The organism is Alteromonas sp. ABD4_190, from assembly GCF_056160105.1.
On sequence record NZ_JBSWWN010000001.1, the window covers coordinates 1,138,489 to 1,159,738 of the forward strand.

Annotated in this window: 13 protein-coding genes; 6 read left to right on the forward strand and 7 right to left on the reverse strand. The window is 44.6% G+C overall.

The window, feature by feature from the left end; all coding sequences use genetic code 11:
• Positions 1-195 precede the first annotated feature (195 nt).
• Both recA and ACXAFM_RS05050 read right to left on the reverse strand, forming a co-directional pair.
• Positions 196-1,242 carry a recombinase RecA gene (recA, locus tag ACXAFM_RS05045; protein ID WP_474833608.1) on the reverse strand — a complete coding sequence of 349 codons (1,047 nt, stop codon included), beginning with the start codon at positions 1,240-1,242 and terminating at the stop codon, positions 196-198.
• 119 nt (positions 1,243-1,361) lie between these two features.
• Positions 1,362-1,901: a CinA family protein gene (locus ACXAFM_RS05050; RefSeq protein WP_474833612.1), complete on the reverse strand. Its 540-nt coding sequence runs from the start codon at positions 1,899-1,901 to the stop codon at positions 1,362-1,364.
• Between the two features lie 145 nt (positions 1,902-2,046).
• Between ACXAFM_RS05050 and mutS the strand changes: the two genes are divergently transcribed.
• From mutS to ACXAFM_RS05070, 4 genes are all read left to right on the forward strand, one after another.
• Positions 2,047-4,659, forward strand: coding sequence for a DNA mismatch repair protein MutS (mutS, locus tag ACXAFM_RS05055; RefSeq protein WP_474835547.1), 2,613 nt, complete (start codon positions 2,047-2,049; stop codon positions 4,657-4,659).
• 156 nt (positions 4,660-4,815) lie between these two features.
• Complete coding sequence (locus ACXAFM_RS05060) at positions 4,816-6,447, forward strand: CTP synthase (protein WP_474833615.1); 1,632 nt, start codon at positions 4,816-4,818, stop codon at positions 6,445-6,447.
• Between the two features lie 59 nt (positions 6,448-6,506).
• Positions 6,507-7,799 (forward strand): phosphopyruvate hydratase, encoded by a 1,293-nt coding sequence (gene eno, locus ACXAFM_RS05065; protein ID WP_014975823.1) that lies wholly within the window; start codon positions 6,507-6,509, stop codon positions 7,797-7,799.
• Positions 7,800-8,090: 291 nt separating this feature from the next.
• Positions 8,091-9,182, forward strand: a complete 1,092-nt coding sequence (locus ACXAFM_RS05070) for a polysaccharide lyase family 7 protein (protein ID WP_474833618.1) — start codon at positions 8,091-8,093, stop codon at positions 9,180-9,182.
• Between the two features lie 199 nt (positions 9,183-9,381).
• Here the strand turns inward: ACXAFM_RS05070 and ACXAFM_RS05075 are convergent, their stop codons facing one another.
• Positions 9,382-11,901, reverse strand: coding sequence for a poly(beta-D-mannuronate) lyase (locus ACXAFM_RS05075; RefSeq protein WP_474833621.1), 2,520 nt, complete (start codon positions 11,899-11,901; stop codon positions 9,382-9,384).
• Positions 11,902-12,378: 477 nt separating this feature from the next.
• Between ACXAFM_RS05075 and ACXAFM_RS05080 the strand changes: the two genes are divergently transcribed.
• Both ACXAFM_RS05080 and ACXAFM_RS05085 read left to right on the forward strand, forming a co-directional pair.
• The gene (locus ACXAFM_RS05080; RefSeq protein WP_474833625.1) at positions 12,379-15,483 is read left to right on the forward strand and encodes a TonB-dependent receptor; all 3,105 of its coding nucleotides are present in this window, start codon (positions 12,379-12,381) and stop codon (positions 15,481-15,483) included.
• Between the two features lie 72 nt (positions 15,484-15,555).
• A complete protein-coding gene (locus ACXAFM_RS05085) occupies positions 15,556-16,989 on the forward strand; it encodes a polysaccharide lyase family 7 protein (protein WP_474833628.1) in 1,434 nt (477 codons plus the stop codon).
• A 106-nt stretch (positions 16,990-17,095) separates the two neighbouring features.
• Here ACXAFM_RS05085 and ACXAFM_RS05090 read toward each other — a convergent pair whose 3' ends face one another.
• The 4 genes from ACXAFM_RS05090 to ACXAFM_RS05105 all read right to left on the reverse strand — a co-directional run bounded on the left by ACXAFM_RS05090 (position 17,096) and on the right by ACXAFM_RS05105 (position 21,249).
• Positions 17,096-17,836, reverse strand: a complete 741-nt coding sequence (locus ACXAFM_RS05090) for a FadR/GntR family transcriptional regulator (RefSeq protein WP_377946856.1) — start codon at positions 17,834-17,836, stop codon at positions 17,096-17,098.
• Positions 17,837-18,198: 362 nt separating this feature from the next.
• On the reverse strand, positions 18,199-18,816 hold the full coding sequence (eda, locus tag ACXAFM_RS05095) for a bifunctional 4-hydroxy-2-oxoglutarate aldolase/2-dehydro-3-deoxy-phosphogluconate aldolase (protein ID WP_474827491.1): 618 nt from the start codon (positions 18,814-18,816) through the stop codon (positions 18,199-18,201).
• Positions 18,817-18,949: 133 nt separating this feature from the next.
• Positions 18,950-19,885: a sugar kinase gene (locus ACXAFM_RS05100; RefSeq protein ID WP_474833633.1), complete on the reverse strand. Its 936-nt coding sequence runs from the start codon at positions 19,883-19,885 to the stop codon at positions 18,950-18,952.
• A 68-nt stretch (positions 19,886-19,953) separates the two neighbouring features.
• Positions 19,954-21,249 (reverse strand): MFS transporter, encoded by a 1,296-nt coding sequence (locus ACXAFM_RS05105; RefSeq protein WP_474833636.1) that lies wholly within the window; start codon positions 21,247-21,249, stop codon positions 19,954-19,956.
• Position 21,250: the final 1 nt, after the last annotated feature.

A 21,250-nucleotide genomic window follows, 5' to 3' on the forward strand; every position in this document is an offset into this window, starting at 1 on the left:
AATACACCAAAAGCCAACCTTTTCTTTGTAGTCTTCGCTTATCGTACTTTATTACAGCATTCCCTGTTTTTATTTTTTGTACAAGTTTCAACCGGATATTAAGTGTTAGTAAATATTTCTTAATATATCCTGCGTAGCAAAGGCATAAAAAAACCCACCTTTCGGTGGGTTTTTAAGATACTTGTAAAACCTATCTTATTCAGGAAGTACGTCGTCTTCGCCCTGTGGCAATGCTTCTTCAGCCTGCATGGTTTTTGAGAGCAATAACTCTTGACGGATCTTAGTTTCAATCTCGTTTGCGATCTCAGGGTTCTCTTTCAAGAACTTCATTACGTTCGCTTTACCTTGACCAATGCGGTCGCCCTTGTAGCTATACCAAGCACCCGCTTTATCAACTAGCTTTTGCTTAACACCAAGATCGATAAGCTCAGCTTCTTTACTAATACCTTCACCGTAGCGGATCATAAACTCGGCTTGCTTAAACGGAGGCGCTACTTTGTTTTTCACTACCTTAACGCGAGTTTCGTTACCTACTACCTCGTCGCCTTCTTTAACTGCACCGATACGGCGGATGTCTAAACGAACAGAAGAGTAGAACTTAAGCGCGTTACCACCAGTGGTGGTTTCTGGGTTACCGAACATTACACCAATCTTCATACGAATCTGGTTAATGAAGATACACAGTGTATTAGAGCGTTTAATGTTCGCCGTAAGCTTACGCAACGCTTGTGACATTAGACGGGCCTGAAGACCAACGTGAGAATCACCCATGTCACCTTCAATTTCAGCTTTAGGTGTAAGCGCCGCTACCGAGTCAACAATAACCACGTCTACCGCACCCGAGCGTACTAGCATGTCGCAAATTTCTAGCGCTTGCTCACCAGTATCAGGCTGAGATACTAATAGTTCGTCAATGTTTACACCTAGCTTTTCAGCGTATACCGGGTCTAGGGCGTGCTCAGCATCTACGAACGCACAAGTTTTGCCCTTCTTCTGCGCTTCAGCAATAACTTGAAGTGTTAGCGTGGTTTTACCTGATGATTCTGGCCCGTAGATTTCAACAACACGTCCACATGGCAAACCGCCTATACCTAGAGCGATATCAATGGTAAGTGAGCCAGTAGAAATCGCTTCAATGTCCATGGCTTGGTTATCGCCTAAGCGCATGATAGCGCCTTTACCAAATTGCTTTTCAATTTGGCCAACTGCGGCGGTTAAAGCTTTTGATTTGTTATCGTCCACGTATGTATCCTCTAGGATTTGCGGTTAAATTCTGTTTTGGTGCTTTCATATTCTGTATGAAGTTACCAAATAATGATCACATTCTATACTGTACAAGCATACAGTTTCAACCAGTGTTTTTAAATTTTGCTCAACATTTTAACTAAGTGCATTATGGCAAAGGTAATAGCATGCTCTCGCACTTCGTCTCTATCACCACTGAACACCTTTTTAACTTGTTCTTTTTTCTCACCACATAAAAAGCCAAACCACACAGTGCCCACCGGTTTTTCTTCGCTGCCTCCGCCAGGACCAGCAATGCCGCTTACGGTCACAGCTAGCTGCGCACCGCTATTACGTCGCACGCCTTCTGCCATTTCTTCTACCGTTTGCTTCGACACTGCACCATGCTCTTTAAGCGTCTGTTCTGTTACGCCCAAAACGCTTTGCTTTGCTTCATTAGAGTAGGTCACCCAAGATTGGTTAAACCAGTCGGAGCTTCCCGAAACACTGGTGAAAGCAAAAGCAATTCCCCCACCTGTACAGGATTCTGCACTAGATACACTCCAACCTTTTGCTCTAAGTGCATCTCCTAGTGCCTGAACCTGCGCAGATAATGCGCTATCAAGCGTTAAAGGGGTGGTGTTTACCGTCGAATCAGTTGAAAATGTTGTGCTCATTTGAATATACCTAGTTACACCTGTTGTGCTTTATCAGATCTTCGCTTGATCTTAGTGGGCGTGAGTTTATCATTTATTCTCCTTAACAAGCATTAAACCCAGCAACAAATTCGCAGAGGCAATTTTTTTGGAATCACATACTCCTATGATGCGCCAGTACCTGACTATTAAGGCGCAGCATCCGAATATTCTACTATTTTATCGCATGGGCGACTTTTATGAGTTGTTTTACGACGATGCCAAAAAAGCTGCGGAATTACTGGATATCTCGCTAACAGCAAGAGGGAAATCTGGCGGCGAGCCTATCCCAATGGCGGGTGTGCCCTATCATGCAGTGGAGAGCTACCTCTCACGCTTAGTCAAGATGGGCGAGTCGGTTGCCATTTGTGAACAGGTTGGCGATCCGGCCACCAGTAAAGGCCCTGTTGAACGTGCAGTACAACGTATTGTTACGCCTGGTACAGTGACCGATGAAGCGCTGTTAGAAGAACGCCGCGACAATATCCTAGCCGCTGTTTGCGGTCATAGTATGCATTATGGTCTGGCAACCCTAGATGTCACTAGCGGTCGTTTTGTTGTATTTGAATGCGACAGCGATGAAAGCTTACTTGCTGAAATTCAGCGCATTAACCCAGCAGAACTCCTCTACCCTGAAGGGTTTGAAAGTTTGGCTCTGGTTGAAAATCGTAAAGGGCTTAGACGCCGTCCTGAATGGGAATTCGACATTGATACCGCCACAGAGCAATTAAACGCACAGTTTGAAACCAAAACGTTAGATGGCTTTGGAATAAAAGGCGTTACTAAAGGATTAGGCGCAGCGGGCTGCGTTTTACAATATGTAAAGGATACCCAGCGCACTGCTCTGCCTCACATTCGCCGCATTCAGACCGAACAGCAAGACAGCCGCGTTCAGCTTGATGCCGCCACCCGCAGGAACCTAGAACTTACCCATAATTTGTCGGGCGGACAGGAAAGTACGCTGTTTAGCGTGATGGATACCACCACCACGGCCATGGGTAGTCGTATGCTACAGCGCGTTATTCATTCGCCTTTAACAGACCAACATGAATTGCACAGCCGCTTAGATACTGTTGAAACGTTTATTAATGATGACCCTGAAGATATTCGACTAGCGCTAAAACACATTGGTGATATAGAACGTATTATGGCGCGCTTAGCCCTTCGTTCAGCCAGACCACGTGACTTTGCTCGCCTAAAAAATGCATTTAATGCATTGCCTGATTTACAAGATGCCTTAGCTCGGTTCGATACAGGGCAAATCAGTAGTATCAGCGAAACCATTGGCACTTACCCAGCGCTACAAGCCTTATTAAACGATGCCATTATCGATAACCCGCCAGTAGTAATACGGGATGGCGGCGTAATTGCCGAGGGCTACAACGCAGAGCTTGATGAGCTACGCAAGCTATCACAAGGCGCTACTGACTACCTAGACGCTATGGAGCAACGAGAGCGCGAGCGCACCGGCATTTCCACGTTGAAAGTGGGCTATAACAAGGTCCACGGTTTCTTTATTGAGATTAGCCGTGCAAACAGTGCTTTAGCGCCTGCAGAATATATTCGAAGACAAACCCTTAAGAATACAGAGCGCTACATAACGCCAGAACTTAAAGAGCACGAAGATAAAGTATTAAGTAGCCAAGGCGCTGCCCTTGCCCTTGAAAAGCAACTTTATGAAGCACTGTTCGACAATTTTGCGCCATACCTAAACAAGTTAATTGAAACGGCTTCTGCGCTAGCCAAGCTTGATGTACTGTGCTGTTTTGCTGAACGTGCCGTGTCACTTGATTGGTATCGACCTAACTTGAGTCAAGAATGTGCGCTTACTTATGATTCCGGTCGCCACCCTGTTGTTGAGAATGTAATGAAAGACCCCTTCATTGCTAACCCGCTACAGCTAGACAAAGAGCGCCGCATGCTGATTATTACCGGTCCGAACATGGGCGGTAAATCAACCTATATGCGCCAAACCGCGCTCATTGCCCTGTTAGCCTGTATTGGCAGTTTTGTACCTGCAGAAAACGCCCACATAGGAAAGCTTGACCGCATCTTTACCCGTATTGGGGCATCGGATGATTTAGCCTCAGGTCGCTCAACCTTTATGGTTGAGATGACAGAAACGGCGAACATCCTAAACAATGCCACAGAAAACTCGTTGGTATTAATGGATGAAATAGGACGCGGTACCAGTACCTATGATGGTTTATCACTGGCTTGGGCCTGTGCAAGTTACTTAGCAAAGCAGCTGAATGCTTATACCCTTTTTGCCACGCATTACTTTGAACTAACTGAACTTCCAGATACGCAAAGTGGCGTGGTGAACGTGCACTTAGATGCGATGGAGTTTGAAGATACTATACGCTTCATGCATACCGTATCAGAAGGCGCTGCGAGTAAAAGCTTTGGTTTACAGGTTGCGCAACTTGCAGGTGTACCTAAAGCGGTAATAAAAGCGGCCCAACAAAAGCTTGCCGTTTTAGAGTCGTCACATCTTATGACCAGTGACGAGGCTGAAGCTACTGGTAAATCAACTGAGTCAAAGCGTACTCATAAAGACCTAAATAAAACAAGCGCATCAGGTAAAGCTACATCAAATACCAAAGGCCAAGCGGAAATGCTATTTCCAGATAAACCGCACCCCGTGGTAGAGACACTTGAAAACTTATCCCCCGATGAGCTATCACCGCGCCAAGCGCTAGACCTTATCTACACACTTAAGCGCTTGAGCCAATCTTAAAGCAAGCTTTAGCGCGTATAAATTGCGCATCATGTGGGCAAATTGATTGTCTGCCCACATGATTTTGCGTATACTATCGCCCCGTCCAAAGTGTAGCTGGTTTTGTTCTAAACTCAGCCTATATTTACCATACAACCCAAACGTTCTAGGTTTCGCATGACAAATTATATTTTCGTCACCGGTGGTGTAGTTTCATCGCTAGGTAAAGGTATTGCTGCAGCATCGCTGGCCGCAATTCTGGAAGCTCGCGGTCTCACCGTAACCATGTTAAAACTCGACCCTTACATCAATGTCGACCCAGGCACTATGAGCCCTATCCAGCATGGTGAAGTATTTGTTACCGATGACGGCGCTGAGACCGACCTCGACCTTGGTCACTACGAGCGTTTTATTCGCACCCGCATGACTAAGCGCAACAACTTTACTACTGGTCGCGTGTACGAAGAAGTACTTAAGCGCGAGCGTCGCGGTGATTACCTTGGTGCAACTATTCAGGTTATCCCTCATATCACCAATGAAATTAAGCGCCGCGTAATTGAAGGTGCTGAAGGTCACGATGTGGCTATCGTTGAAGTGGGCGGAACCGTAGGTGACATCGAGTCACAACCTTTCTTGGAAGCAATTCGCCAGCTTGGTACAGAAGTGGGTCGTGAACGCGCTATGTTCATGCACTTAACGCTAGTGCCTTATATGCCAGCGTCAGGCGAAGTAAAAACTAAGCCTACTCAGCACTCGGTAAAAGAACTCCGCTCTATTGGTATTCAACCAGATATTCTTGTGTGCCGTTCAGTTGGTGCATTACCAGCCAGCGAACGTTCTAAAATCGCGCTGTTCACCAACGTTGCTGATAAAGCGGTTATTTCACTTAAAGACGTAGACAGCATTTACCGTATTCCTGCTGCACTTAAAGCGCAAGGTATGGACCAGCTAGTTGTAGATCGCTTTGGTCTTGAGTGTGAAGAAGCAGACCTGTCTGAGTGGGAACAAGTGCTTTACGCTGAGTCTAACCCTACAGCTGAAGTAAATATCGGTATGATTGGCAAGTACGTTGAATTACCTGACGCCTATAAGTCAGTTAATGAAGCGCTTAAGCACGCAGGCCTTAAAAACCGCCTGACCGTAAATATTCATCACATCGACTCACAAGATGTGGAAAGCAAAGGCACACAAATTCTAGAACAGTTAGATGCTATCTTGGTACCTGGCGGCTTTGGTGAGCGCGGTATTGAAGGTAAAATCGCAGCTGCCCGCTACGCTCGTGAAAACAAAGTGCCTTACTTAGGCATTTGTTTAGGTATGCAAGTCGCGCTAATCGAATATGCGCGTAATGTGGCAGGTATGGAAAACGCGAACAGTACTGAATTTAATCCAGACACGCCTTATCCTGTTGTAGGCCTAATCACTGAATGGTTAGATGCCGCTGGCACTACGGAAACGCGTACCGAAAATTCAGATCTTGGCGGTACTATGCGCTTAGGTAGCCAGCTTTGCCACCTTATTGAAGGAACCAAGGTTCACGAGATGTATGGCAATGCTGAGATTTACGAGCGTCACCGTCATCGTTACGAGGTCAATAACAACCTGCGTGACCAAATTGAAGCAGCAGGCTTGAAAGTAAGTGGTTTGTCCACTGACAAGCGACTTGTAGAAGTGGTGGAAATCCCTGATCATCCTTGGTTCATTGCGGGCCAATTCCACCCTGAGTTCACATCAACTCCTCGGGATGGACACCCACTATTTACTGGTTTCGTTGCTGCGGCAGGAAAATACCAGAAAGAAAATCACTAATTTCTAATAAAAGGGGTGCTCTCTCCCGTTGCACCCCATTCAATTGTTGAGGAAAAAACATGGCGAAAATTAGTCGCATTATCGGACGCGAAATCTTAGATTCACGCGGTAACCCTACTGTAGAAGCAGACGTATATTTAGAATCGGGCGTAATGGGCCGAGCTGCAGCACCATCTGGTGCCTCTACTGGTAGCCGCGAAGCACTAGAACTACGCGACGGCGACAAGTCTCGTTACCTAGGTAAAGGTGTAACAAAGGCAGTTGCAGCAGTTAACGATACCATCGCGCCAGCACTTATCGGCAAAGATGCACTAGCACAAGCTGATATCGACGGCATCATGATTGACCTTGATGGCACAGAAAACAAAGAGACCCTTGGCGCAAACGCGATCCTTGCTGTTTCTCTTGCTGTAGCTAAAGCGGCAGCGGCGGAAAAAGGCGTAGCGCTTTACGAGCACATTGCAGACCTTAACGGCACATCTGGTCAATACTCAATGCCTGTACCTATGATGAACATCATCAACGGTGGTGAGCACGCTGACAACAACGTAGACATTCAAGAGTTCATGGTACAGCCAGTTGGCGCGAAGAGCTTCAAAGAAGCACTACGCATGGGTGCTGAAATCTTCCACGCACTTAAGAAAGTACTTTCTGCTAAAGGCCTTAACACAGCAGTTGGCGACGAAGGTGGTTTTGCACCTAACCTCAGCTCAAACGCTGAAGCCCTAGCAGTTATCGTTGAAGCCGTTGAAAATGCCGGCTACAAGATGAATGAAGACATTACGCTAGCACTAGACTGTGCAGCGTCTGAATTCTACAAAGAAGGTAAATACGTACTTTCTGGTGAAGACAAGAGCTTCGATTCAGAAGCGTTTGGCGACTATCTTGCAGACCTTTCTTCACAGTACCCAATTGTATCAATTGAAGACGGCCTAGACGAAAGCGACTGGGACGGCTGGGCAAGCCTAACTAAGAAGATTGGTGACAAAGTACAGCTAGTTGGCGACGACTTATTTGTTACTAACACTAAGATTCTTAAGCGCGGTATCGATAACGGTATTGGTAACTCAATCCTTATCAAGTTCAACCAAATTGGTTCATTAACTGAAACCCTTAACGCAATTAAGATGGCGAAAGACGCTGGCTTTACAGCAGTTATCTCTCACCGTTCTGGCGAAACTGAAGATGCGACCATTGCTGACCTAGCAGTAGGTACAGCGGCGGGCCAAATTAAGACGGGTTCACTATGTCGTTCTGACCGTGTTGCTAAGTACAACCAACTTCTTCGCATTGAAGAAGCGCTTGGCGATGCAGCTACCTATAAAGGCCGTAGCGAAATTAAAGGTCAATAAAAAAGGCTCATTGAAAAGTCTTTATTATCGACAGTTAACAGAACATTGTTGTTAACCATCCTATTTTTAAAAGCCAGTTAGTATTGCTACCTGGCTTTTTTGTTACCCCTCCATAAAACCCATTAGCAAACCCACCACAAACCTTACCAATAACCAAAAAATGTAAAACCAAATTAAACACATTGGTAAACCAATGGCAATATTGTTACTATGAAGTTGCGGAAACATTAACCTATGCTATGCAACCGCAGCCCTACGTATACAGCATTAATTACATAATAAGGCCTGTTTATGAAAGCAATTTTGCCAACCCAAAAGCGCTGGCTTGTTATCTCTAGTACATTCTCTACTGTACTCGCCACTGCATTAGCTACTACAAGTCCAGTATGGGCGGACAACCTCGCGCTGCCTGCACAACAGTACGATTTAAGTGAGTGGTATTTAACGTTACCTACTGACGACAACAACGATGGAAAAGCTGACAACATTTCTGTTGAAGACCTTCAATCTTTTACTCATCCTTCGTTTTTCTATTTGAATAACGAAGGTGGATTGGTGTTCACCAGCCCTAACAAAGCATTAACTACAAAGAACTCTACAAATACGCGAAGCGAACTGCGCCACATGCTGCGTGGCAACAATAAGTCAGTTAAAACACAGTCAGCAGAAAATAGCTTTACCGTTGCCAGTAATCCCATAGCGCGACGATTTGCCCGTGTGGGTGGAAAAATGCAGGCCACATTGAAAGTGAATCACGTAGCGCTAAGAGCTAAGTATCCCGAGAAACCACCAGCATATTCTGTGGTTGTAGGCCAAATTCACGCAACTAAATGGAAAAAGAAAGTAAAAGGCTTTGGCTGGGGCAATGAACCGCTAAAAATATATTTTAAAAAATGGCCTGAACACGAAACCGGCTCGGTATTTTGGACCTATGAGCGAAACCTTCCTAAAAGCGACCCAAAACGCAAAGACATTGCCTATCCTGTTTGGGGAAATCTGTGGACTGACAGTACCGACCCTGGCGCTCAAGGCATTAAGCTTGATGAGACGTTCAGCTACACCGTGAACGTTCATGGCGATATCATGCACCTTAGGTTTGAGTCAGATAATCATGAAACTGTTGAGTATTCCATTAACCTTGCCAATGCCGTTGATGCGTATGGACAGGTAGATAAATACGATCACCCCTACGGTTATACGCTTGATTGGAACTACTTCAAAGCTGGCGCCTATAACCAATGCAGCACAAAAGACGACCCCGCATTCTGGTATCCGGCCTGTTTAGGTACGGGTAATTGGGAAGAAGATGAAAAAAATGGTGACTACACGCGAGTAACCTTTACTGAACTCACAGTGACAGAAAGTACACCAGAAGAGAATTAGAGAGCTTTTGTTATTCATTGCGGTTGTGAATACATAAAAATGCCCCATTCATTGGGGCATTTTTGTTTGCCTTACCGACAAAAATACTTGTTGGCGAAAAGGCTACAGCTTCAATACTCGCTTAACTGATACACCAAACTGCTTTGCAGCGTTGCTTTGCCTAGTTAATGTGCCTAGTTAGTGTGCCTAGTTAATTTGTTTAGTTACCCTGAGCCGGTGCTTCCCACGTTGAATAAGGCCCAACCATATTCTCTTCAATAAAGATAAGGTCGTCCAGTGCTACACCAATACCTGCATCGCTGCCCGTACCTTCTACTAAGTTATTAGCAGTGGGGTCACTTAAGCTTGCACCGTCCTCTGAGTTGTCAGCCAATATGTTGCCATCAACACCATCAACCAAAGATGTGTTATCGCGCTTAGGCATTATCGGTGTTAAATCAGCAACGGTTTGAGCATAAATATGGTTATTGTCATAGTCAGAGTCATTATCTAGTGCACAACCATGGGCAGGGTATTCATCTTGTTTAATAGCTGTAGCGCCAGCACCAGAAGTAGTTCCGAAGATGTTACTCTCAGCACTTTGGTTAGCAATAAGGTTACTGTCGAAGTCCAGTGTGTAATCAAGGTTAGTACAGTTTTCCAAGCCATCGCGAGATGAACTATCTTCAAATTGAATGGCGTTAGTCGTATTTAATATGGTGTTACGTGCAATAACCGTATTTAAATCTAGCCCTGCATCAATCAATGTTTGCGTAGATGAATTACCACTATCTATATAATCAGAATCGATATGCAGTGCAGCGCGGTCTGACGAATTAGTAATTACATTAGCAACAAAGTTATCAGTAATTGCATGGCCTAAAGGCGTGAAAGCAATGCCACCGTCTTTATTATTTGTACCTTCTACACCATCCACTGTTGCGGTATAAGGTTCGCCGCTTGAGATGATAATGTTTTGCGATACAGTATTACCGTAGCCATTTCGCAACTCGACATTACCCCAAGAATTTACAATTGTGTTGGCATGAATACTATTTCCACCACCTTGAACAATAATAAGGCCGCGATCCATCAGTACGCGATCGAAGCGATTATATTGAACCACATGTTCGCCTCGACCAGCACCATCGCCACTACCAGAACGACCAACCTGAACAGCGTGGCTACCTGAATCAGTATCAAACTCTCCGTCACCGTCAATAGTGGTAGGTAGGAAGTCTTTGAACAGATTGTATTGAACAATATTGCGCTGATGATCGCCTAATGAGTTAGGCGTGTCACCGACACCTAGGAACATGCTAATAGCAGAACCTTCTTCAGCTTCATTTACGCTTTTACCAGTAAATAAGTTACGTTCAATAACATTGTCTGTGCCGCTAACCGTAATGTAATGAGACTCGTCACTTGAACCCAAATTAGGTCTCGTAGCGCCTGAGTCGCTTAGAAAACTTGAATTTTTAATAGTATTGCCAGAGCCGTTAAGGTCAATCGAACCACGGCCTTCACCGCAGCTACCCGCAACCGGAATCACTAACTCTTCAAACACAAGACCATCTATTACGACACCGCTAACTGACGAACTGAATGCAATACATGTAGTGCCTGAAATAATCGCGTTAGTCTCAGCTACACGTTTAATAAGAAGATTATTTTGTGCGATAGAAAGCTCAGCCATATCTTCATAATCATCTGCAGTATCACTCGTATTTAATACATCCGCGATACCAATCGAGTCGCCTTCTTGTGCGTTAGCTAGCGCTGCAGTAAGCGAAACTTCACCTTGCACATAAAACGTGAATATCTGGTCGTCTGCACTTTTCGACAGGCTTTCTTCGTAGTTCGCATCATCGGTGTAAGATACGTTAACTGAAAGCACTTTGCCTAAGTCAGCGTCTGTTACGACTAATGTTGCTTCTGTTGCACCATCGATATTCACCGCTGCAGATAAATCTTCGCCAACGTTACGCGATTGCCACTGGTAACTAATTTCACCTGAAACGCCATTGGCATCAACAGGGGTAGGTGCAGTAAGCGTGGCACCTACTGTTAACTCACCAGTAATTGGGTCATCAAGCGAGCCCGTTTCATTATTAGCTGGCACTGGTGCAATAGCTTCCGTGGGCTCAGAGGTAATTGATTCGTCAAACCCACTATCGTCAACATATGAAGCCATAGCCGTAATCACAGTTCCTTCGTAAGCCTCAACAAGCTCAAGCGAATTAGATACAGCTCCTTCGATAACGGCACCGTCTGAAGCCCAGCTGTAAGTTGCGGTGCCAGACAAACCATTATCGTCTGTTATGTCTGCCGTTAATGTTTGCCCCACTGTTGTAGAGCCTGAAATGGTAATAACACCCTCAAAGTTAACAGGCAACGCTTCTACCACCTCGGTTTCTTCAGTAGTAAAACCTTCACGCGTGTTGCCCTGGTCGACGTACGTAACCGCTACACGAATACGCGTACCGGCTTCATTTACCGTAAGCGTGTAAGAAGCATCGGTTGCATCTGCTATTGGTGTACCGTCTGCAAACCACGTAAACACCACTGTGTCTTGATCAATACCGTCAGGATCACTGACTGATGCAGTTAACGTCTCTCCTTCCTTGGCTGTTCCTGATAGAGATAAGGCACCAGGCTGGTTCGTAGCGCCACCATCACCACCGCACCCTGCAAGCCCTAGGCTTAAGGCGCTAAGTGTTAAAATACTTACTTTTTTCATTATTGCTCTCGCTGCTTATTTTTCTTTGATGCTGATAAACCCTACCGCCGACAACTTACCAATGGATAAAATCAGCCTTACCAATAAATACAACCAAAATAGTTATTGGTATGTAACCACAAAGAAACCACCATTACCACCACAAATACAAACTGATAACATTTTTTTGACATTAAGAACTAATCCTTACTAACCACATAATCTTTAAACCACTGATTTATAGACGGTTAATAAGTTTCCAGTAGATAAAAATACAGTCTGTATTTTTTGACTAACCGTTTCATAGATATGCTAAATAATGACAATTTTAATTATTTTATTGTAAATTTGTTGCCAATACGTAAACAAACCCTTAGCATTGGCTTTACACCATGCAGCAAATTGGTAACAACAAACATGCTTTTTGGTTAGACTTGATAACCAATTAAATTGCTGAAAGCCCTACAAAACAAAAGATACAGCATTATGGAAGACACGATGATAAATCAGAGAAGACCAAATCCGTTCGTACACGCCATTCGCACCAAATATTTTAGCCCAGCTTTGGTTTATGCTGCATGCTCTGCAGGTCTGCTTATTAGCAACCCAATTTCAGCGCAAGAGGCAAACACTTCAGATGAAGAAACGACAGAAATTATCGAAGTTAAAGGTATCCGAGGCACTATTCAAAGCTCAATCTCGATAAAGCGTGAATCGACTGAAATTGTTGATGGTATCTCTGCTGACGACATTGGCGACCTGCCAGCTTTGTCTATTGGTGAGGCATTAGAAACCCTTACTGGCGCGTCTTCTCACAGAGAGCAAGGCGGTGCAACGGAGATTTCAATTCGAGGCCTTGGCCCTTATCTAGGCAGTACGGTAATGAACGGTCGTGAAGCAGCGAACGGGAGTGGTGACCGCTCTGTAAACTTCTCTCAGTTTCCATCAGAGCTTTTTAGTAAAGTTGCAATTTATAAAACACAGTCTGCTGAGCTAATTGAAGGCGGTGTTTCAGGTCAAATACATTTAGATACCATCAAACCATTAGATTTCGGTAAACGTCGCTTTCAGCTTGAATACAAAGGTAATTGGAATCCAGACAATACAGATTTAGAAGACCCTATTCGCGACTTTGGCCAGCGTATCACCAGTAGCTTTGTGGACCAATTTGAAACTGATCGATTCGGCGACATAGGTATATCTGTAGGCTATCAAAAGAACGTAACGACAAACCCCGAACAGGAAGCTCGAACAGGAACGAGTTGGAATGCATGCAGAGTTTCACCAGCATTTGGTGACGGAATTAACAGCAGCCGCACAGACTGTGAAGACAACGGCGGCGCGCTAAATTTAATTACTGATAGTACCGGCGCAGCGCCTGATGCTTCGGAGCCGTTTATCTTTTCTCGTTCGCAAAACTCGTTTAGACAAAACGTTACTGACGACGATAGAGAATCATTCTTCGGTGCTATTCAGTGGCGCCCTAATAACAAGCTAGAGATAAATGCCGACGTACAGCTTTCAGATAGAACCTTTAGTGAAGTAAGAAACGACCTCGTATTTGCCGAAGTCAACCACATTGATGGCTATACCACGCCGGCGTCAGAAAGACTGCCCTTTGACCTTGTGGCTACCTCTAACGGCGCACTTAGGCAATTCACAGCTACACAAAATATTGAAACAAACAGCCAATTTGCAGAACGCCTTGAAGAGTACACTGGAGGAGGCTTACGTTTCGACTATACGGTAAACGATAGACTAAGCCTATCTCTTGACCTATCTACCTCTGAAACTGAACGACGCGAAAATATTATTCAAACCAGGCTTCAGTCGGAAGACGTAGACATCTACGGTAATGATGTACTGGGAGCCGATGGTAACGGTGAAGTAAGAACTGCAGCACAGATATTTGCCAACGGTTCTCTTGTACCTACATGGACACTTCAAGACTTCGACGTAAACTACCACGGTGCTTTTGCTGATGAAGCAAGAACACGCCTAGATCTAAACCAATTCAGAAATAACAAGATTTCAGCGGTACGCGCTGACTTCGACTACATACCAGACTCTGAATTTATCATTGGTGTAAAAGGTGGTGTTAGGCTATCTAAGTTAGAATACGACAGCGTACCTGGTGGCGGTGGTACTAACAACCGAACAGAGGTAACGTTCAGTGATGAGGCGGCAGCTATGGCTAATGATGCTTGTCGAAACAACGCATTTCCTGAGTCAGGCTTTTTTGACGATGAGACCGGAGGCGCACCGCTTTTTACTAACGTTGATAGCGAAGGTAATGTTATAAGCGCAGGAACAGGTAACTCTTTCGCTACGTTCGATCCAATCTGTTTAGCAGAGACATTACTTGGCACAGTGACTAACGATGCGGGTGAGGTGCTAACGATAGCTAACGCCTTCCCAACAGTTGATGATTCAGATAGACAAGATATTGCAGCTGTTGACGTTGAAGAGAAAACCATCGCGGCCTATCTACAGGCAGACTATGACACTTTCATTAATGATTATGGTGTACGTGGCAACTTTGGTCTTCGCATCGTAAGAACAGAAGTATCGTCTCTGTCATATCGAGGGCCCTTACAGGCTACACGCGATGAAAATGGCCTAATTACAGGCATTGCCCCCATTACGGACGAACTCATTCAAGTAGAAGGCGGCGGTGATTACACCGAGTTACTTCCAAGCTTCAATTTAATCGTCGACCTCTCGGATGACGTTATGTTTCGCGGCGCTATTTATCGCGGCCTGTCACGCCCAGATCCATCAGATTTAGGTTTCGGCCGAAACTTCTTAGGCCTAGACGAAGACAGTGACACCGGCGAGATATCAGATGCACTGGCGCGCGCAGTGGCAGTAGGCAATCCGGTACTTGAACCTTTCCTATCTTGGAATGTAGACACCGCTATTGAGTGGTATCCAAATGAAGATACTATTCTTGCTCTTGGTTTGTATTACAAAAGCTTTGAAGGTGGCTTCTCAAATACATCTCAAACGGAAATTTTTGAAGTTGACGGTGAAGAGTTAGAAACCATCGTTACTGCGCCTCAAACTAGCGACGATACCAGCACTATCTATGGTGCTGAAATTACCGCCACACACTCGTTTTCATACCTAGATAGCTGGTTAAGTGGTTTTGGTATAAAGCTTAGCTACAACTACGCAGATTCGAATTTTGAATTTCAAGATGAGAACTTTGGCGAATCAACCGTAATCGACCCTAGCTCGGGTGATTTGATTTCGCGTACGGGTATTGTTGCACCAGCTAACCTGTTCGGTTTTTCAGAGCATGTTCTTTCTACGCAACTCTATTATCAATGGGAAGGCTTAAACGCATCTATTAACTACAAGTATAGAAGCAACTACTTCCAACAGTATGTTAATACGCCTGGCGCTATTCGATTCATCGACGATACGGAAGTATTTGAGGCTCGTGTGTCTTATCGCCTGAATAAGAATTGGAAGTTCAGTATAGAGGCTATCAATATCTTTGATGAGCCTAGACGCCAGTATCGCCCAACTCAAGACAACTTTGCAGAAATTAATGTGTACGGTCAAAGAGTCTTCGCTGGCGTGCAATTCCGCTATTGATCAGGGTTTCACTGTGAGTAATTGGGGCCCTAACATGGGCCCTTTTTTTTTCAACGCCAGTAAGGAATGCATATGTTTCGCTTATTGCTTGTTTTACTAACGCTTACTTCGCTAAATGGGTGTGGCTCTTCTTCATCGTCCACAAACTCGCAAACGCCTATTCCAGACGGTAGCTCTGCGCCAACACCGTCTCCCACTCTCCCAACAAATGAGACGGAAGCATGTAACTCGTTACCATTAACAGGGTTAGGCGCATCGGCGAATGAAGAAAATGCGCCGTTTATTGCATCTAAAGCTATCGACGGCGATACCTCAAACGCCTCCCGTTGGCAATCAACAGGCACTAATTCCGCGCTCGTGCTTTCATTTGATAGCGAACAACAATTAGGTGCTCTTCAAATCAAGTGGTATGACAGCGAAACTCGCGCTTATCGCTTTTCTATTGAAACTTCACTAGATGGTGAAAGTTGGGACACACAGGGCTCAAATATCAATTCAAATACACAGCTTGCAGGCTTCGAGCTTTATTCATTACCCGCTTCTATAACGGCTCGCCATATTCGCATTGCCACTTTTGGAAACTCTGTTAATAACGATAACGCAATAGTTGAGGTTCAGGTATTCAATTGCACTGAAGGCGACGGTGAAATTTCATCTGCACTTACTTCAACTACGGGTATCGATTTACAATACTGGTATTTAAGCGTTCCAACAGACAATGATGACTCAGGTACAGCAGATAACATAAGCGAAACAAAGCTTCAGCAGGGATATACCAACTCTGAATATTTTTATGTCGGTAATGATGGCGCCTTAGTGATGCGTTCTCCCACACGCGGTTTTAAAACCTCTGTAAATACTAATTATGTTCGCGTTGAGTTGCGTGAAATGTTGCGACGGGGCGATACCAGTACTAAGACCCAAGGCGTTAATAAAAACAACTGGGTACTCTCCTCTGCCTCTCAAGCCAATCAGGATGCTGCCGGCGGCGTAGATGGTCGTTTGCAGGTTGATATGGCGGTAAACGAAGTTACCACTACAGGCGAGAACTTCCAAATAGGACGCGTAATCATAGGTCAAATACATGCCAACGATGACGAGCCGATACGCCTGTACTACCGCAAGCTGCCTAATAATAACTTAGGCGCTATCTACTTTGCCCACGAACGCAGAGCAGTGGCAACAGAAAATGGTGAGAAAGAGGAAATATGGGTAGAAATGATCGGCTCACGAGACAGTAATGCAGCCAACCCCACTGATGGCATAGCACTTAATGAGCGTTTCACCTACGTTATTGATGTTGAAGATGACATGCTTACTGTGGCAATTTCGAGAGAAGGAAAGTCTGACGTCACCCGTTCTTTAAATATTGGAAATAGTGGTTATGATGAAGATGATCAATATCTGTATTTCAAGGTAGGTGTGTATCACGTAAACAATTCTGCAAATGAAGCAGAACGTGCAGTTGCCAGCTTTTATTCAATTGAGAATGAACATGGTAACTAGCAACTACTGATATGAGATGGAACGGAGAAATCCGTTCCCAAATGGCATGTTTTGTACGCTTATGGCATATTCTGTACGCTAATGGCTCATTTTGCGCGCTAATGGCTTAGTTAGTACGCAAATGGCTTAGAGAGTAAAGGTCGCGAGTTTGACTGCTTTTCTTTCTTACTTCTTCTAGCGCCTGCGCCTCGCTCGCTGCGAACAGCGCGTCGATTAAGCGATTAAAGTGAGCATGCATAGCAGCTCTCGCTGCCTGTGAATTTCTAGCCTTCAAGCTTTCAAAGATTTCATAGTGCTCTTCCAGTCTATCTTGGTCAGACTGACTACACACCGTGCTGTAGGCTTGAATAATTTGAGGCTGAGAATCTCTTAACGACCAAAACTTATTTACTGCCAACAGTATGGCTTTATTGCGCGTTGCACGTGAAATAATAATATGAAAATCACGGTCGGCTTCTTCAGCGTTTACCCCGGTTTTCATTGCTTCTAACGTTTTCTCAAGGGCAGCAAGCTCTTCATTAGTAATCGACAATGCAGCTAAAGCAGCCGCTTCACCTTCAACTAGTGCCCTAGCTTGAGTAAGCTCAAACGCACTTATTTGTTCTGTGGTAGCGTCTTCCTTGTCTTTAGGCTTATCGAGTACGTAAACCCCAGACCCCGTCTTCACTTCAACATGCTGAAGCACTTCAAGGGCAATAATAGCCTCTCGGATCGTCGGACGGCTTACATCGAAAGTCTCGGCTAACTCACGCTCGGCGGGCAAACGCGTTCCTGGTGGATACAGACCTGATGCAATCAACGCCTTAATTTTTTCTGCAATTTGCCAGAACATTCGACGACTTTTCATGTTCGAAACCTTTTCAATTAATCGTAGTACGCTTTACGCACCCACTGTGCAATTTTCTTTAGCTCTCGCGGTATTGTTGTTTCTCTGCCCTTGCAGAGTACCCAACGAACTAAATTGCTATTTTTAACTTTATATAGCGTCAATATACACGCAATTGGTAATATTTCAATTCAAGCTCTAAAGCAAGAAAAATAAAAACATTAGCATTTATTATCAACAACTTAATTATAATCACCTTTTGATGATTGCACAAAATTAAAACAAAAAATCAAAAAAAAAGTGTATCAAACTACAATTTGGTCATACAAGTAGGTTAGTTAATGAGAACAAAGGGCGGATAAACGCCCCTTCTAAGCAAAAAATTATGCGTTTGCCTCTTGGCAAGACTGCGTTATTGCTTCCCAGTTTTCTTCGCTTACCCACTCTTTTTTAGCGACCCACGTTCCACCGACTGCAAATACATTAGGTAGCGAAAGGTAATCAATTTTGTTTAATTGATTCACGCCGCCTGTAGGGCAAAACTTAACATCGCGAAATACCGATGACACTGCTTTTAGAAAAGGGGCACCACCTGATAAAGATGCTGGAAAAAGCTTTTGTTCAGTGAAACCAGCTTCAAGCGTCATAAGAATGTCCGCGGTATTCGACACACCAGGCAATACAGGTATCTGGCATGCCTCTAACGCACTTAGTAGCGAGCTAGATACCGCAGGGGTCACTATAAAGTCGCTCCCCACCTCAATAGCTGCAGATAATATTTCTTCGTTTATCACAGTTCCTGCCCCCACAATTAACGAAGGTACTTCTGACTTAATAGCGCTAAGGGCTTCAAGTGAGGCCTCAGTTCTAAGTACAACCTCCACAAGGCTTAAACCGGCTTTTGACATTGCCTTGGCGATGTTTACACCTTGTTCTGGGGAGTCTGCCTGAATGATCGGCAACAGGGTTTGGCCTGACATAAGTTCAGAAAAGCGTGTCATAAATGGTCTCTCTATTAGTTAATATTGGTAGGCCTTGACCTGTAAAACGTTTACTTGGTTAATATCAAGCGGTGTGATAGAAGTGCCACCACTTGCACTTAATTGAAATGAGCTTTAATTACCCAGGCGTTATTTAGCTCGTTTCTGCTAATGCTGTTTCAACAATCCCTTTTTGAATAATGGCGCCACGATGCTGAATAACAGTGCCAGCAGCTTTAGCTGCACATTCAACTGAACGGGAAATAGAAACATCATTCAGTCTGCTGCCTAAGTAGACACCGTTGAATGCATCTCCTGCCGACGTGGTGTCTACCACATTAGCAACAGGAGTAATGGTATGTTCCAAACGCTTACCATCGAACAAGGTAAACACCGAAGAGGGACCATTTTTGATAACAATCTCTTTAACGCCATATGATTCGCATAGTAATAATGCATCACTTGCATTTTCGATGTTGAAAAGTTCAACCATATCTTCAACGCCAACGAGTGCTACATCACTCATTGAAAGTGCCTGTTTAAAACAATCGCTTGCTTCAACAGTAGTTTCCCAAAGTCGTGCACGATAGTTAGGGTCGAATACTATTTTTACGCCAGACTCTTTTAATGCCCCAACAAAGCGGAAGAACGATGGGCGTTCGTCACTTGGGATAATGGCAATGGAAATGCCAGAGAACATAAACATGTCGTTGCCAGACAAGGCGTTAAGTGTTTCGTGATTAATAAATGACATGACGGTTTTAGCAGCTGATTGTGAGCGCCAATAGGTAAAGCTGCGTTCGCCCGAGTCATCGGTATCAATTAAATACAAACCGGCAGAGCGATTTTCATTTGAAAAAACAAGAGAAGTATCTAGCCCTTCTTTCTCAAAATTTTTCTTCATGCGAAGACTAAACGTATCGTTACCCACAGCAGTGACAAACCCAACCTCCACATCAGAAAAGCATCGCTTTAAATAAACGGCAGAATTGTATACATCACCTGCGAACGATTGATGTAACGAAGTATCAGAGCTTTGATTTGAGCGCAGTTCAACCATGCATTCGCCCATAAAGCTTAGCTTTTTCATTTGGTACGCCTTGTTTTTTAATCCAATAAAACTGCGGGGCCACCTAAGTAGCACCCACAGCAAAATAACTATTGTTTTATTGGTTCAACTTTGGGGATAAGAAGCCACACCGCAGCAACGGCAATAATGGCAAGCGATGCGCCGATAATAAAGGCAGGTGTATAGTTGCCATCAGCAGTTAACATGGGTACCAATGAAGTTAACCCCACAGCGCCTAGTTTGGCTGCCATACCGGAAAATCCAGACAAGGTTCCCACCGACTTTTTGCCTAACAAATCGCTTGGCAATGTTTGAACATTACCGATAGCCGTTTGAAAACCGAATAAAATGACCGCCATAATCAAGACTGCTGTAATTGCAGACCCCGGATTAGCCATTGCCAGTAGCGAAGGAAGCATAATCACACAACCCAGTGTGATAACTAGCTTCCGGGTTTTATCGGTATTCCAGCCTGCCTTTATGCGGTTCTGCGCGAGTAAGCCGCCGAACCATGCGCCCAGCATGGCGCCAACATACGGAACCCATCCATACAGACCAATAGACTTAACATCCATCCCATACACTTCGTTCAGGTAAATTGGGATCCAGAATACAAATAGCCACCAAATAGGGTCGATAGCAGCGGACGCGATAATTACGCCCCAGCTTTGCTTTTTAGAAAGCAGCTCTTTTGTAGAAGGGTTATATTCGTTCTCACAATCAATAGCATCATCGCTAGACTCCGCACGCTGGCCTGTGAGTATGTACTGCTTTTCTTCTTCGGTAATCCACGGGTGTGAGCCGGGTGGTGCTTTGACTAACACTAGCCACGGCACTAGCCACAAAAAGCCCAGAGATCCCACAACAATAAAAATAAGCTGCCAACTAAAGTAAATAGTCATCATAGCGATAGCAGGGATGGCAATTATTCCACCTATAGCCGCGCCGGAGTTAAATATACCTTGTGCCAATGCACGCTCTCTGGTTGGAAACCACTCGGCATTGCCTTTCGCTGCGCCTGGCCAGTTACCCGCTTCTGCTACACCAAGAATGGCGCGAAAAATAGCAAAACTTAGAAAGCCTTGTGCAAATGCGTGAAGCACGGTAGCAAGAGACCACACGCCTATTGATAATACAAACCCAATACGGGTACCTATCCAATCAAAGATTTTTCCGAAAATAGCTTGCCCAAAGGCGTAAGCGAAAACGAAGACAATAGAAATATTCGCATAAATTTGTTTGCGCTCTAATGCAGATTCGTCGGGAAATAGATCTTCAACAATGTCTGGCCAAAGTACACTGAGTGCCTGTCTATCGATGTAGTTAATTATGGTTGCTAGCGCGATAAGGGCAATTACCCACCATCGCAAGCCATTAATTTTCATT

Bases quoted from the DNA above. Each gene is read 5' to 3' on its own strand.
- ACXAFM_RS05050 (WP_474833612.1), bottom strand. From the start codon at position 1,901: ATGAGCACAACATTTTCAACTGATTCGACGGTAAACACCACCCCTTTA.
- mutS (WP_474835547.1), top strand. From the start codon at position 2,047: ATGATGCGCCAGTACCTGACTATTAAGGCGCAGCATCCGAATATTCTA.
- ACXAFM_RS05060 (WP_474833615.1), top strand. From the start codon at position 4,816: ATGACAAATTATATTTTCGTCACCGGTGGTGTAGTTTCATCGCTAGGT.
- eno (WP_014975823.1), top strand. From the start codon at position 6,507: ATGGCGAAAATTAGTCGCATTATCGGACGCGAAATCTTAGATTCACGC.
- ACXAFM_RS05070 (WP_474833618.1), top strand. From the start codon at position 8,091: ATGAAAGCAATTTTGCCAACCCAAAAGCGCTGGCTTGTTATCTCTAGT.
- ACXAFM_RS05075 (WP_474833621.1), bottom strand. From the start codon at position 11,901: ATGAAAAAAGTAAGTATTTTAACACTTAGCGCCTTAAGCCTAGGGCTT.
- ACXAFM_RS05080 (WP_474833625.1), top strand. From the start codon at position 12,379: ATGATAAATCAGAGAAGACCAAATCCGTTCGTACACGCCATTCGCACC.
- ACXAFM_RS05085 (WP_474833628.1), top strand. From the start codon at position 15,556: ATGTTTCGCTTATTGCTTGTTTTACTAACGCTTACTTCGCTAAATGGG.
- ACXAFM_RS05090 (WP_377946856.1), bottom strand. From the start codon at position 17,836: ATGAAAAGTCGTCGAATGTTCTGGCAAATTGCAGAAAAAATTAAGGCG.
- eda (WP_474827491.1), bottom strand. From the start codon at position 18,816: ATGACACGCTTTTCTGAACTTATGTCAGGCCAAACCCTGTTGCCGATC.
- ACXAFM_RS05100 (WP_474833633.1), bottom strand. From the start codon at position 19,885: ATGAAAAAGCTAAGCTTTATGGGCGAATGCATGGTTGAACTGCGCTCA.
- ACXAFM_RS05105 (WP_474833636.1), bottom strand. From the start codon at position 21,249: ATGAAAATTAATGGCTTGCGATGGTGGGTAATTGCCCTTATCGCGCTA.